This window comes from Paenibacillus sp. CB74 (assembly GCF_055687625.1).
The window spans coordinates 6,501,997-6,515,737 of the sequence record NZ_CM146009.1 but is presented as its reverse complement, the minus strand read 5'-3'; the positions used below and the strand labels follow the sequence as shown (position 1 = coordinate 6,515,737).

6 protein-coding genes, 15 tRNA genes and 2 rRNA genes are annotated in these 13,741 nt (G+C 47.9%); 1 reads left to right on the top strand and 22 read right to left on the bottom strand.

The annotated features are described in order from the left end of the window. Positions 1-317: 317 nt before the first annotated feature. The 19 genes from ACX9NY_RS28720 to ACX9NY_RS28630 form a co-directional block, all read right to left on the bottom strand. Positions 318-1,244, bottom strand: a complete 927-nt coding sequence (locus ACX9NY_RS28720; RefSeq protein ID WP_472476398.1) for a class I SAM-dependent methyltransferase — start codon at positions 1,242-1,244, stop codon at positions 318-320. Between the two features lie 164 nt (positions 1,245-1,408). Further along, a tRNA-Leu gene (locus tag ACX9NY_RS28715) sits at positions 1,409-1,487 on the bottom strand. A gap of 6 nt (positions 1,488-1,493) precedes the next feature. Continuing rightward, positions 1,494-1,567: transfer RNA gene (locus ACX9NY_RS28710), tRNA-Cys, on the bottom strand. Positions 1,568-1,573: 6 nt separating this feature from the next. Continuing rightward, positions 1,574-1,648: transfer RNA gene (locus ACX9NY_RS28705), tRNA-Gly, on the bottom strand. A 4-nt stretch (positions 1,649-1,652) separates the two neighbouring features. Next, positions 1,653-1,727, bottom strand: a tRNA-Gln gene (locus ACX9NY_RS28700). 22 nt (positions 1,728-1,749) lie between these two features. Beyond that, positions 1,750-1,822 (bottom strand) — tRNA-His (locus ACX9NY_RS28695). 30 nt (positions 1,823-1,852) lie between these two features. Beyond that, a tRNA-Trp gene (locus ACX9NY_RS28690) sits at positions 1,853-1,926 on the bottom strand. 6 nt (positions 1,927-1,932) lie between these two features. After that, a tRNA-Tyr gene (locus tag ACX9NY_RS28685) sits at positions 1,933-2,018 on the bottom strand. Positions 2,019-2,027: 9 nt separating this feature from the next. Beyond that, positions 2,028-2,103: transfer RNA gene (locus ACX9NY_RS28680), tRNA-Thr, on the bottom strand. Positions 2,104-2,123: 20 nt separating this feature from the next. Further along, a tRNA-Phe gene (locus ACX9NY_RS28675) sits at positions 2,124-2,199 on the bottom strand. A 95-nt stretch (positions 2,200-2,294) separates the two neighbouring features. Continuing rightward, positions 2,295-2,372 (bottom strand) — tRNA-Asp (locus ACX9NY_RS28670). A 25-nt stretch (positions 2,373-2,397) separates the two neighbouring features. Further along, a tRNA-Met gene (locus ACX9NY_RS28665) sits at positions 2,398-2,471 on the bottom strand. An 18-nt stretch (positions 2,472-2,489) separates the two neighbouring features. Continuing rightward, positions 2,490-2,565 (bottom strand) — tRNA-Val (locus ACX9NY_RS28660). Positions 2,566-2,632: 67 nt separating this feature from the next. Next, positions 2,633-2,704, bottom strand: a tRNA-Glu gene (locus tag ACX9NY_RS28655). 9 nt (positions 2,705-2,713) lie between these two features. Continuing rightward, positions 2,714-2,805, bottom strand: a tRNA-Ser gene (locus ACX9NY_RS28650). A gap of 3 nt (positions 2,806-2,808) precedes the next feature. Next, a tRNA-Asn gene (locus ACX9NY_RS28645) sits at positions 2,809-2,884 on the bottom strand. 68 nt (positions 2,885-2,952) lie between these two features. Next, a 23S ribosomal RNA gene (locus tag ACX9NY_RS28640) occupies positions 2,953-5,879 on the bottom strand. A 307-nt stretch (positions 5,880-6,186) separates the two neighbouring features. Then, positions 6,187-7,738 (bottom strand): 16S ribosomal RNA (locus ACX9NY_RS28635). Together the 16S and 23S rRNA genes with 15 tRNA genes alongside form the textbook arrangement of a ribosomal RNA operon. Before the next feature lie 457 nt (positions 7,739-8,195). Next, positions 8,196-9,074 carry a nucleotidyltransferase-like protein gene (locus tag ACX9NY_RS28630; RefSeq protein WP_339237663.1) on the bottom strand — a complete coding sequence of 293 codons (879 nt, stop codon included), beginning with the start codon at positions 9,072-9,074 and terminating at the stop codon, positions 8,196-8,198. 122 nt (positions 9,075-9,196) lie between these two features. On the opposite strand from ACX9NY_RS28630, the gene ACX9NY_RS28625 reads away from it, so the two are divergent. Further along, a complete protein-coding gene (locus ACX9NY_RS28625) occupies positions 9,197-9,577 on the top strand; it encodes a DUF2614 family zinc ribbon-containing protein (RefSeq protein ID WP_472476396.1) in 381 nt (126 codons plus the stop codon). 268 nt (positions 9,578-9,845) lie between these two features. On the opposite strand, the gene ACX9NY_RS28620 is transcribed toward ACX9NY_RS28625, so the two are convergent. From ACX9NY_RS28620 to ACX9NY_RS28610, 3 genes are all read right to left on the bottom strand, one after another. After that, entirely contained in the window at positions 9,846-11,576 is a 1,731-nt protein-coding gene (locus ACX9NY_RS28620) for a glycosyl hydrolase family 18 protein (RefSeq protein WP_472476394.1), read from the bottom strand. A gap of 142 nt (positions 11,577-11,718) precedes the next feature. After that, positions 11,719-12,141 (bottom strand): peroxide-responsive transcriptional repressor PerR, encoded by a 423-nt coding sequence (gene perR, locus ACX9NY_RS28615; RefSeq protein WP_026081471.1) that lies wholly within the window; start codon positions 12,139-12,141, stop codon positions 11,719-11,721. Between the two features lie 167 nt (positions 12,142-12,308). Next, the gene (locus tag ACX9NY_RS28610; protein WP_472476392.1) at positions 12,309-13,718 is read right to left on the bottom strand and encodes a DUF4097 family beta strand repeat-containing protein; all 1,410 of its coding nucleotides are present in this window, start codon (positions 13,716-13,718) and stop codon (positions 12,309-12,311) included. Positions 13,719-13,741 lie beyond the last annotated feature (23 nt).

Here is a 13,741-nt window from a genome sequence, read left to right as displayed (position 1 = left end):
CAGGCTTAGTTTTTACCGTGGTCTCGATATTGGATTTAAGTATTCCTTTAGCCCATATGTAGTTCATTGATTAAGCTTTATAGGCTCAAGTAATCGAGGACTTGGATCAATGCACTTTAAGTTTTAATGAAATTAAAAAAAAGAGGGAGCAACGATCCTGCTCTCTCTTGTAATAAATTACCTTCAAACTTCATCTGTTTCACATATACATCTTCTTGTGTGCCAGCGTGAGTCTTCCTAGCGTCATCTCAGACGTTAGACCACGTTGTTTCTCCCGATTGCTGATTCTCCTTGTACACATAACAAGCCTATACGATTTATCGCTTATCCTTAATATGAACTGTTTTCATGTTTGGCTGTTCAAGTTGGATCAGAATCTTCCCGAACCTTGCTCCACGTGAGAAGATCACCGTACGATCCTTGTATGTATCTTGGATGTATTTCTCAGCCAGACTAAGAGAATCTTCATCCGATGGTAACTCATACGTATTAAGCAATTCTGGCAGCTTGTCGATAATCTCTTCCACTGGTACTTCAAATGAGTTAACTTCTCTCGTAATGATCATAGTGTATGAATAACCTTTTAAATACAGTAACTGTTGAATATATCCCATATCACCAGCCTTGTATGTAGAAGTTACCCCCAGTACATCCTTAAGTTCATCTATTAATGTGTGTTCCTTCTGTCCAGCCATAGTGCTTATATACACATACTTCCGGGCACAGTTGATTGCCTGCTCGATCGTTTCCCAATCTGACATTGCCGGACACATGGATGCAAATGCAAAGTCATATTTCTTCTCCCAGCCTTTATCCTGAATGGAGATTTCCTCATACCGTTCTTTAACGATTTCGATATTAGATTCAAGAGCTGTAGGTATCGTCTCTTTCATCAGGGAGACAAGCAACTCAGATGGTTCAACTGCAGTCACAATTGCTCCCTTCTCTGCAAAAGGAATGGTGAATATGCCCGAAGCAGCTCCAATGTCCAAAATGGATAATCCCTCGAACTCCACACCTTGATTCTCAATCCAATTCATAATACGCTCAGAACGTTGCTTCCCTTCTTCAGAGTACGACTGTACATGATAATCCCTAGCCCATCGTTCAAATGCTTCTTCTGTATTAAATGGGGCGCTTTTCTTTTTATATTTTGGACTTCTCGGACGATTTTTCCATGCCTCTTCCCATACAGAAAGATTAAATAACAGATCGGTATCCGATACATTTTTTTCATTATTCACTTTGCTTCACTCCCTCTAAATTAAAGACTTTACTTATCTACAATATACTGAATATAATCATACGTCAATGTTTATTAAAGTCCAATATTCTTTACTGTACAAAAATCTGTATAAAACAAAATAGCCCTACACATTGCATAAGCAACATGTAGGGCTATTCAATATACCGGCGAGAGGACTCGAACCTCCACGGTTTCCCACTCGATTTTGAGTCGAGCGCGTCTGCCATTCCGCCACGCCGGCATATACTGGAGGCGCCACCCAGATTCGAACTGGGGATAAAGCTTTTGCAGAGCTGTGCCTTACCACTTGGCTATGGCGCCATATTTTGGAGCGGACGACGGGAATCGAACCCGCGACCCTCGCCTTGGCAAGGCGATGCTCTACCGCTGAGCCACGTCCGCATAATGGCTGGGGATATAGGATTTGAACCTATGCATGACGGAGTCAAAGTCCGTTGCCTTACCGCTTGGCTAATCCCCAATAAAAAATAAAAAAACAAAGGGGCGATCGAGGGGAATTGAACCCCCGAATGCCGGATCCACAAACCGGTGCGTTAACCACTTCGCCACGATCGCCACAAAAGGTTAAATTTCTTAAAAGTTAATTGGCAGGGGCAGCAGGAATTGAACCCACACCAACGGTTTTGGAGACCGTTGTTCTACCTTTAAACTATGCCCCTAAAAACTGGTGGAGGATGATGGATTCGAACCACCGAACCCGTACGGGAGCAGATTTACAGTCTGATGCGTTTGGCCACTTCGCTAATCCTCCAGGATTACATGGTGCCGGCGAGAGGACTTGAACCCCCAACCTACTGATTACAAGTCAGTTGCTCTACCAGTTGAGCTACACCGGCATATTAAATTGTTTTGAAAATGGTGGCTCGGGACGGAATCGAACCGCCGACACGAGGATTTTCAGTCCTCTGCTCTACCGACTGAGCTACCGAGCCATAATAAAGTCTAATCTTAATTCCTTACACTTTATATAGGGCATCAGTGCCATACAGCAGATGTAGTGAACAGTTTGCCTCATGTAAAGATTAAATGGCGGAACCGACGGGATTCGAACCCGCGATCTCCTGCGTGACAGGCAGGCATGTTAGGCCAACTACACCACGGTTCCATAGTACTTTCACAAGGAAAGTTAATTGCGGGGGCAGGATTTGAACCTGCGGCCTTCGGGTTATGAGCCCGACGAGCTACCGGGCTGCTCCACCCCGCGTCGTTATTAAAAATCTTATGGTGGAGGCTGAGGGGATCGAACCCCCGACCCTCTGCTTGTAAGGCAGATGCTCTCCCAGCTGAGCTAAGCCTCCGAACAACACATTTATGATCATATCATAATCTTGTTGTAAAAATCAACTTCTTTTTTTGAAGTTAATATGACCCGTAGGGGATTCGAACCCCTGTTACCTCCGTGAAAGGGAGGTGTCTTAACCCCTTGACCAACGGGCCTTGTTATTATGGCGGAGAGAGAGGGATTCGAACCCTCGAGACGCTTGTGACGCCTACACGATTTCCAATCGTGCTCCTTCGGCCAACTCGGACACCTCTCCATATGGCTCCCCGAACAGGGCTCGAACCTGTGACAACTCGATTAACAGTCGAGTGCTCTACCAACTGAGCTATCAGGGAATATGCTTCAGAGATCGTTCTCTGAAAACTAGATTCGAAACGAAACATGCGAACTACAACTTGCATATTTGGATAAGCCCTCGACCGATTAGTACTGGTCAGCTCCATGCATTGCTGCACTTCCACCCCCAGCCTATCTACCTCGTCGTCTTCAAGGGGTCTTACATACTGGGAAATCTCATCTTGAGGGGGGCTTCACGCTTAGATGCTTTCAGCGTTTATCCCGTCCGTACATAGCTACCCAGCGGTGCTCCTGGCGGAACAACTGGTACACCAGCGGTACGTCCATCCCGGTCCTCTCGTACTAAGGACAGCTCCTCTCAAATTTCCTACGCCCACGACAGATAGGGACCGAACTGTCTCACGACGTTCTGAACCCAGCTCGCGTACCGCTTTAATGGGCGAACAGCCCAACCCTTGGGACCTACTTCAGCCCCAGGATGCGATGAGCCGACATCGAGGTGCCAAACCTCCCCGTCGATGTGGACTCTTGGGGGAGATAAGCCTGTTATCCCCAGGGTAGCTTTTATCCGTTGAGCGATGGCCCTTCCATGCGGTACCACCGGATCACTAAGCCCGACTTTCGTCCCTGCTCGACTTGTAGGTCTCGCAGTCAAGCTCCCTTATGCCTTTGCACTCTTCGAATGATTTCCAACCATTCTGAGGGAACCTTTGGGCGCCTCCGTTACTCTTTAGGAGGCGACCGCCCCAGTCAAACTGCCCACCTGACACTGTCCCCGCACCGGATTACGGTACCAGGTTAGAACCTAGATACGATCAGGGTGGTATCCCAACGTTGCCTCCACGCAAGCTGGCGCTCACGCTTCAAAGGCTCCCACCTATCCTGTACAGATCGTACCCAAATTCAATATCAAGCTGCAGTAAAGCTCCATGGGGTCTTTCCGTCTTGTCGCGGGTAACCTGCATCTTCACAGGTATTAAAATTTCACCGGATCTCTCGTTGAGACAGCGCCCAAGTCGTTACGCCATTCGTGCGGGTCAGAATTTACCTGACAAGGAATTTCGCTACCTTAGGACCGTTATAGTTACGGCCGCCGTTTACTGGGGCTTCGGTTCACAGCTTCGGATTGCTCCTAACCACTCCCCTTAACCTTCCAGCACCGGGCAGGCGTCAGCCCGTATACTTCGCCTTACGGCTTCGCACAGACCTGTGTTTTTGCTAAACAGTCGCTTGGGCCTTTTCACTGCGGCCCCCTCGTGCTATTCACACTACCGGGGCACCCCTTCTCCCGAAGTTACGGGGTCATTTTGCCGAGTTCCTTAACGAGAGTTCTTCCGCGCGCCTTAGAATACTCTTCTCGCCTACCTGTGTCGGTTTGCGGTACGGGCACCTTCACCTGGCTAGAGGCTTTTCTTGGCAGTGTGAGATCATGACCTTCGCTACTACAATTTTCGCTCCCCATCACAGCTCAGCCTTAATGATGTGCGGATTTGCCTACACATCAGCCTTACTGCTTAGACGGACATCCATCAGTCCGCGTCACTACCCTACTGCGTCCCCCCATTGCTCATAACGGCTTACGGTGGTACAGGAATTTCGACCTGTTGTCCTTCGACTACGCCTTTCGGCCTCGCCTTAGGTCCCGACTTACCCTGAGCGGACGAGCCTTCCTCAGGAACCCTTAGGCTTTCGGCGGATCAGATTCTCACTGATCTTTTCGTTACTCATACCGGCATTCTCACTTGTATAATGTCCAGCGCTCCTTACGGTACACCTTCAACCCTTATACAACGCTCCCCTACCCCTGATGCAAAGCATCAAGCCATAGCTTCGGTGGTGTGTTTAGCCCCGTTACATTTTCGGCGCAGAGTCACTCGACCAGTGAGCTATTACGCACTCTTTCAATGGTGGCTGCTTCTAAGCCAACATCCTGGTTGTCTGTGCAACTCCACATCCTTTCCCACTTAACACACACTTGGGGACCTTAGCTGATGGTCTGGGCTGTTTCCCTTTTGACAATGGATCTTAGCACTCACTGTCTGACTCCCGGAAGTAAGTCTATGGCATTCGGAGTTTGACTGAGCTTGGTAACCCTTGCGGGCCCCGCACCCAATCAGTGCTCTACCTCCACGACTCTGTTTTCCGAGGCTAGCCCTAAAGCTATTTCGGGGAGAACCAGCTATCTCCGAGTTCGATTGGAATTTCTCCGCTACCCCCACCTCATCCCCGCACTTTTCAACGTGCGTGGGTTCGGGCCTCCAGTGCGTGTTACCGCACCTTCACCCTGGACAGGGGTAGATCACCCGGTTTCGGGTCTACGTCCACGTACTATGTCGCCCTATTCAGACTCGCTTTCGCTGCGGCTCCGGCTCTTCACCTTAACCTTGCACGGGAACGTAACTCGCCGGTTCATTCTACAAAAGGCACGCCATCACCCCTAAAACGGGCTCTGACTTTTTGTAAGCACACGGTTTCAGGTTCTATTTCACTCCCCTTCCGGGGTGCTTTTCACCTTTCCCTCACGGTACTGCTTCACTATCGGTCGCTAGGAAGTATTTAGCCTTGGCAGATGGTCCTGCCGGATTCATACGGGGTTTCACGTGCCCCGCACTACTCGGGATCCGTCTCGGAGGGAACAGACTTTCAATTACAGGGCTTTTACCTTCTTTGGCGGGCCTTTCCAGACCTCTTCGCTTAACCGGTTCCTTTGTAACTCCATGTGAGACGTCCCACAACCCCAAAGAGCAAGCTCTCTGGTTTGGGCTTCTCCGCGTTCGCTCGCCGCTACTGACGGAATCACTATTGTTTTCTCTTCCTCAGGGTACTTAGATGTTTCAGTTCCCCTGGTATGCCTCTACACAACCTATGTATTCAGTTATGAGTAACTGGAAATTACCCCAGCTGGGTTTCCCCATTCGGACACCCCCGGATCAAAGCTTGCTTACAGCTCCCCGAGGCAGTTTCGTTGTTCGCCACGTCCTTCATCGGCTCCTAGCGCCTAGGCATCCTCCGTGTGCTCTTAGTAGCTTAACCTCGTGCTCCGGTTTCGACTGCTCGCTTCCCTTGTTTTGCTTGCGCAAAGCCAAAAGTCGCTCCCATTCGATACCATCGTACGTGCAATCTACCGTTTTTATTGAAACTTGTTATGCACAAGTTCAGCTAAAAAGGAATGTTCTAATTCGCATTTACTTTCGTTTCGATATCTAGTTTTCAAAGAACAATCTCCATGCAAAAGCAAGCTGTTTGAGAGTTTGAGCTCTCAAAACTGAGCAACGAGTGAGTAGTTTGCAGCTGAGCTGCATATTTGAATGTTTCCGTTACAGGAAACGATTCTCCATAGAAAGGAGGTGATCCAGCCGCACCTTCCGATACGGCTACCTTGTTACGACTTCACCCCAATCATCTATCCCACCTTCGGCGGCTGGCTCCTTGCGGTTACCCCACCGACTTCGGGTGTTATAAACTCTCGTGGTGTGACGGGCGGTGTGTACAAGACCCGGGAACGTATTCACCGCGGCATGCTGATCCGCGATTACTAGCAATTCCGACTTCATGCAGGCGAGTTGCAGCCTGCAATCCGAACTGAGACCGGCTTTTTAGGATTCGTTCCACCTCGCGGCTTCACAGCCCGTTGTACCGGCCATTGTAGTACGTGTGTAGCCCAGGTCATAAGGGGCATGATGATTTGACGTCATCCCCACCTTCCTCCGGTTTGTCACCGGCAGTCACCTTAGAGTGCCCATCCGAAATGCTGGCAACTAAGATCAAGGGTTGCGCTCGTTGCGGGACTTAACCCAACATCTCACGACACGAGCTGACGACAACCATGCACCACCTGTCTCCTCTGTCCCGAAGGAAAGATACATCTCTGCATCGATCAGAGGGATGTCAAGACCTGGTAAGGTTCTTCGCGTTGCTTCGAATTAAACCACATACTCCACTGCTTGTGCGGGTCCCCGTCAATTCCTTTGAGTTTCAGTCTTGCGACCGTACTCCCCAGGCGGAGTGCTTAATGTGTTAACTTCGGCACCAAGGGTATCGAAACCCCTAACACCTAGCACTCATCGTTTACGGCGTGGACTACCAGGGTATCTAATCCTGTTTGCTCCCCACGCTTTCGCGCCTCAGCGTCAGTTACAGCCCAGAGAGTCGCCTTCGCCACTGGTGTTCCTCCACATATCTACGCATTTCACCGCTACACGTGGAATTCCACTCTCCTCTTCTGCACTCAAGTCACCCAGTTTCCAGTGCGATCCGGGGTTGAGCCCCGGGATTAAACACCAGACTTAAATGACCGCCTGCGCGCGCTTTACGCCCAATAATTCCGGACAACGCTTGCCCCCTACGTATTACCGCGGCTGCTGGCACGTAGTTAGCCGGGGCTTTCTTCTCAGGTACCGTCACCTTGAGAGCAGTTACTCTCCCAAGCGTTCTTCCCTGGCAACAGAGCTTTACGATCCGAAAACCTTCATCACTCACGCGGCATTGCTCCGTCAGGCTTTCGCCCATTGCGGAAGATTCCCTACTGCTGCCTCCCGTAGGAGTCTGGGCCGTGTCTCAGTCCCAGTGTGGCCGATCACCCTCTCAGGTCGGCTACGCATCGTCGCCTTGGTGAGCCGTTACCCCACCAACTAGCTAATGCGCCGCAGGCCCATCCCCAAGTGACAGATTGCTCCGTCTTTCCAGTTTCCTTCAGGCGAAGAAAACAACTATTCGGTATTAGCTACCGTTTCCGGTAGTTGTCCCAAACTTGAGGGCAGGTTGCCTACGTGTTACTCACCCGTCCGCCGCTAAGTATCAAGAAAGCAAGCTTTCTATCAACTCCGCTCGACTTGCATGTATTAGGCATGCCGCCAGCGTTCGTCCTGAGCCAGGATCAAACTCTCCAATAAAGTATTGAAAAGAGCGATAAGCTCATTTTGAATCTGACGAGATTAAAAATCTCAATTGTGCTCCAGTCGATCCAAGCCAAGGCTCGTCTCCAACTTTCGCGTTCATTCTGCAAGCAGAATGTTTACTCACTCGTTGTTCAGTTTTCAAAGATCAAACACGATTTGTTTCACTTCTTTTTCGTCTCAACCAAGTTTCGGCGGCGACTTAAATAATGTATCACATTTCGTTTGTTTTCGTCAAGAACTTTTTTTAATTTCTTTTTTTGATGCGTTAGTTCTTCACTTTTCCTCTGAAGAATTTATCGTTTGTTGGCGATAATCTCGTTTGAGGAACGAAATATAATGTATCATATATCGTGAATCAGAGTCAACATTTTTTTATAAATTATTAAACAAACAAAAAAGGAAGGTTTCCCCTTCCTTATGCGATCAATTATTGCCATACTTTTGAAGAAGGTTATGTTTCAATCCAATACCGAATTTCCCGACCCTCTCCTTCGATAGATGGCCACCCTGGCGATTCTTTTACTATAGAACGAAAGACCAACTTGCGTATAACCAGAGGTAGATCTTCTCGAACGAATCTTAACTGCGGATGATGAACAAGTTCATTGATGCTCCAAGGCTCCTTGCGACTTCTTAACACACGTAGCAGCAGCTCTGAGCATTCACTCATTTTGGACATTACCGAAAACTCACAGGCAAGCAGTACAAGCTCTACTCTCTGCTCCAGTGTCTCCGAGCTTACCGTAAGCTCTTGGTATAGTTTCCACAAAGCACGATCCAGATTCTGCACATGTGTCCAGACGGCATGATCCGGGTATATCCCCTGTTCAATCAATACAATTCTTGCCCAGTTGCCCAGAGCTTCTAATACATTGTAGTAGGCATCTACAACATGACCTTCCTGGATATGACGTTTCGCCTCCACATACATCCTCAAGAAACTGGTGAATTCATGCAGGAGCTTCTGCTCACGTAATTCTGTACCAAAGGCAGACAGTTCTTGTCGCAAGTCGCTTAAGGCGCTGTCCTCTTCCCATATAATCTCACCTTCGATCAGACACTCGGTAAGATTATTGTGATTCCCGGTAACTATACTACTCTTTAATTCATGACGGCTTGCATAGATCATTTGATAACGAAGATCACCATATCTGTAATGTCCCACCGCCGATTTTAATTGATCATCATTATGAACAACAAGTACCAATAATTCGAAATCTTGAATTAGGGAGCCGTGGAATCGCTCTCCCGGGTGGGAATAAGCGATAGCCCCAACTGCCCCTGTCTCTTCCGACTGTTCGGACAAAAAAGCAAGGTTCTTTAATTCCACGATTCCCTCCATACATTTCATGGCAGATAAGCGCCAAGTCAGTTATAATGTAATTCTACATCCAGAATAAAGTTTCCTTCTTTTCCAGATCCGATACTACTCATACGATAGGAGCATTTTTCATGATTTTTAAATCAGCAAAAATTAATGCTTTTCGCACTTGGGGATTACTACTGACCATGCTAGGGATGGGCCTAATGATACTGGGAACAGCCGGAATTGTTTTCTGGGGACATGCTGGCAAGGTATTCGCAGCTGTAGGACTTGTCATCGGATTAATCGCCATGATGGCCAGTCTAGCCATTTATTTCTGGGCGGGTATGCTCTCCACCAGCGCAGTACAAATCGACTGTCCGGAATGCGGGAAGTTAACCAAAATGCTGGGCAAAACGGATCGATGTATGTTCTGTCATACCATCCTCACCCTGGATCCTAATAAGGCCAATATGACCAGTCAACAACTGAAAGCGCCTTCCACAACAGTTCCCCCCACTGATGGTTAGCACGAAATGATCTCCAACCGCTAAATGTCTTTGCCCTAATTTCATTGAAGAACAAAAAAGGCCCGGTATGTCTACCGGACCTTTTTGGACTTGGCTTATCAGTAAGTCCTTGTTGCTGTTATCAATAGCTAAGATATGAAATTAAGTTATGATTCCTTATAGCTATAAAATGCTAGATTACATGTAAGATGGTATCAAGCGGGAGCGACTTCTGGCTTGGCAGAGAACAACAAGAGAAGCCATTCGTCGAACACCGAGCATGAGCCTATTATTTCTGGTAACCGGCCTGCTTCAATACCTCCCATGCAGAGGCGTTAGCAAAACTCCGATTCCATGCCGCTACTCCGCCCAGCTTCAAGGAAGCGATCAAATCCACGCGCGCCTGAAGGGACACGGCATCTTCGATCCATATTTTCTTGGTAGCTCCTTCTTCCTCATATTCCACATAGTTTTGTCCACTTGCCTGATCCAGTTCGGGTTTGAGTTTCTTTTCTTGGATCAATTCCACGATGGTATTCATGCCTACCGCTTTGGAAGACACTTTAACCTCCCCTTGATCATTCTTCTCTTCCGTCCAGATTCTTGTATAGAGCGGAACCGCCATGATCAATTTGCTAGAAGGCACTTCATCCTCCTCAAGTATGCGTCTCATGGAAGCCTCAGTCCATGGGAGAGACGCTACCGACCCAGCCTTGGGACTGGCCGCCCAATGTTCATCATAAGCCATCACAATGACATAGTCTGCAAAAGAACCTAATGCACGGCGATCCAGAAAGGCGGACCACATTTCACTGTTCGATTTTGGTGTTACATCGATCGATAACATCAATCCATGTATGCGTGCCATCGCCTTGATCTCGCGCACAAACTGCGTAATATTCGGCCCGTCATCGGTATACACGTTCTCAAAGTCGATATTGATCCCATCCAATTGATACGTCTGTGCATACTCCAACATCTGCTCAATAATATGAGTACGTGTCTCGTAAGAAGCGACAGCTTCTTTGGTAACGTCCGGGTCAAAGCTGTTATCCATAAGTCCCCATACTTCCATACCCGAACGGTGAGCCCAGTTCACATAAGCTTGGTTTCCCTTGCTTTTCACCGTGCCCTGTCCATCCGTAATGTGAAACCATGTGGGGCTGACCACATTCACACCAGGCATTTTACCGATAGAGCCCACATCAGGCTGACGGTTGTACACGGCTTCCCAAACCAGATTTACCGGTTTATTCTGCCACTTCTTCTCTGCTGCAGTCAGCGTATACTTGGGCGTGTCCACCCTCTTTTTCTCCGTGAGTGCAATATGATCATTATCTACATATCCGGCATATCCATTATCGAGTTGGACAAAACTCTGTTCATCACCTGTCTGCCATACACGTACCCTTGCATCCTTTTCCATATCGGCAATGATTGGTGAGGATTCTCCCCCACGTTTATATAACGGCACCGTCTTATCTGCTTTGGATGACAGCGTATCAATCTCTGCATATTGTATCGTGTCTCCTCCGCGCATCAGCAGTACAGCACCTGTTACCGAATCTTCCTGTATGGCGATGCCGTACACTTCCTTCAATGGTTTGAGCGGAATGTATGCTTCTCCATCCTTCACCTCAGGTTTTACCGTCATAGGATAATCTTTGTGATTAAGTTCTGCTTGTGTGCTGTCCTCTTTCATATGAAGAACTCGCTGAGGGGAGGCAATAATGATATCGCCTGAATCTGGTTCGTAACGTATGCCCGCATCAACTGCTTCTTGCAGCACCTTTACAGGCAACTTGAGTTGATCTCCTGTATCCAAGGCGTCTCCATCCATCAGTTGCCCATCTACAAAAATAGGCTGGCTTCTCCCTACCCAATCGGGGTCTTCATGGATCTGGTTCAACCATACATTTGTTATAAGCCAGTAAGCCCCTCCAGCGATCAGACAAGCCCCGAGAAAACCGGGCCAAAATGAACGTCGCTTCTGACGTGTATATCTGCTTTTTCTACCCAAACGTCTACCTCCGTTAATTATGCTGAATCATAAGGATGTGCGCATAAGTTGTTTTAAAAATGAATGTTTTGCATAAATGCTAAAAAAAAAACGTGAAGAATCCATACTGAATTCTGCACGTTAATATTGTAATTCAACTCTCTTAATCCCTGCAACTTTTGCAAACGCCATACACTTCCAATCGGTGGCCGTGTACTTCAAATCCTGTACTAGACTCCGCCTGAAGCTCTACACTTTTCAGTGAAGGATAGCTAAAGTCTTCAATCTTGCCGCATTGATCACAGATAACATGATAATGATCCGTCACATTGGCATCGAAGCGGCTTGAATTATCTCCGTATGTCAATTCCCGGACCATGCCAGCTTCCAGAAACATCTTCAAATTGTTATATACCGTTGCCACGCTCATACTGGGAAATTGGGGTTCAAGGGCTCGGTAAATTTCATCGGCTGTCGGATGCCCCATGGATTCCATCAGATAGTTCAATATGGCATGACGCTGGGGTGTAATACGGACACCGGTCGTTTTCAGATGCTCCAACGCATGTTGGACACGTGTTGCCATAAAACCCACCGCCTTACCTTTCATTCTCTGGTGAAGAGTCATTAACTGTCTCCTCGCACAGAGTTGATTCCCGGCCATGAAGAACGACAATCCATCTTTCATGCCGTGTAATCTTGCCAGTGTATATTTATTGTACGGCGATTACAAGTTTATTGTCAACGCGGCAGTCAAGGAACCTCTGTAGAATCATCCTGGGAATTTAGTCCGTCCTCGGTAGTCTGTTCCAGATTTTCAGCCGTATCTTCAGAATCAGGTGGGACTGTTTCAGGCGTAGATACAGCCAGGTTCCGCTGAATGGTAAGATCGCTATTTCCTTCGATTTTCACCCTATACTCACCTTCGCCCAGCTGCCCTTCTATGGTTTTGTTCTGTACTTTGAAAGGCAGATCGGTACTTAGATCTCCATAACTGCTGGAACCCGCAAGACTGTAGTCTCCGCGATCAGGAAGTAATACGTTAATGGCTCCCACAGCACTGTACACATCCCAGTCTCCCCCGACTTTGGAAGATACAATGTTAATACTGCCATTAAGCGATTGAGCTTTGATACCCAGATTGGCTCCATCCAGCGTAATATTACCGTTACGTGTCTCTGCGGTGAATTCGCCTACGGAGTCTGCAATACTGATACTTCCCACTTGTGTGGTTAGATCGACATCACCGGATACCCCTCGAGCCTTCATGTCTCCACGGTTACTGTCCAGATCTACATTACCAATGGCGTTGGCTACAATGACATCTCCGTTCAAGGTTTTCCCTGAGATATCTCCAACAGCATTGGTAATCCGGATACGTCCGTTACCCGTTTCGGCCAGTATAGTACTAATCGCTTCCGGACGGTTTAATAATATGGCTCCATTGGAAGTTCGAATATCCAGATTAAAACGACGATCATCTGGGATTGTGATAGTAAGATTCATACGCGGCTGCGTTTTTTCATTATCTCCATACGTCTTGCCTGTAGCCTTGATATGAATGACTTTTGTACCATCGGTCTCTACAAAAGAGGCTGCTGCAACCGCCTTTGCCTGTACTTCCGTCGTCTGATCTACCCAGACAACCGTTCGTACCTCAATCTCCTCCGTATCACCCCGTTGCACCGAGATATCTCCGTTGACACCTTCGACTACAAGATCTGACGTATCCATGCGAACAGGTACACGAATCGTGCCCTTATCCTCCATATATCCTGCCGCTTGACTGTAGTCCATGGATGCCGCTCCGAGATTTAGACTTACTCTATTCCATAAGTGCATGTAGTGATCCTGCTCGGTGACGATAAATACGGAAGCCGCCAAAATCAGTGAGGCTAGAATGCCTTTGGCATCGGGTCTGAAACGTACTTTGACTTGTTCATCAGGATTGCTCGGCTTATCCGATTGCACTTTTTTCCTTCTGCGCGTCCAGAGGAACAGCACAATATATTCAACACCTAGAACAACGAGCAAAAATGGCCACCAGTCCACCATCTCATATACATAGTCAGTTCCCCACCGTTTATCCATAATCAACAGCACACCGACCGCTACGATTAAGGCGGCAGCCGTATAGCGGCCAACCCGGACTTTACGGTTCATCACGTTCCCTCCTTGTATCGCTT

Bases quoted from the DNA above. Each gene is read 5' to 3' on its own strand.
- ACX9NY_RS28625 (WP_472476396.1), top strand. From the start codon at position 9,197: ATGATTTTTAAATCAGCAAAAATTAATGCTTTTCGCACTTGGGGATTA.
- perR (WP_026081471.1), bottom strand. From the start codon at position 12,141: ATGGCAACACGTGTCCAACATGCGTTGGAGCATCTGAAAACGACCGGT.
- ACX9NY_RS28610 (WP_472476392.1), bottom strand. From the start codon at position 13,718: ATGAACCGTAAAGTCCGGGTTGGCCGCTATACGGCTGCCGCCTTAATC.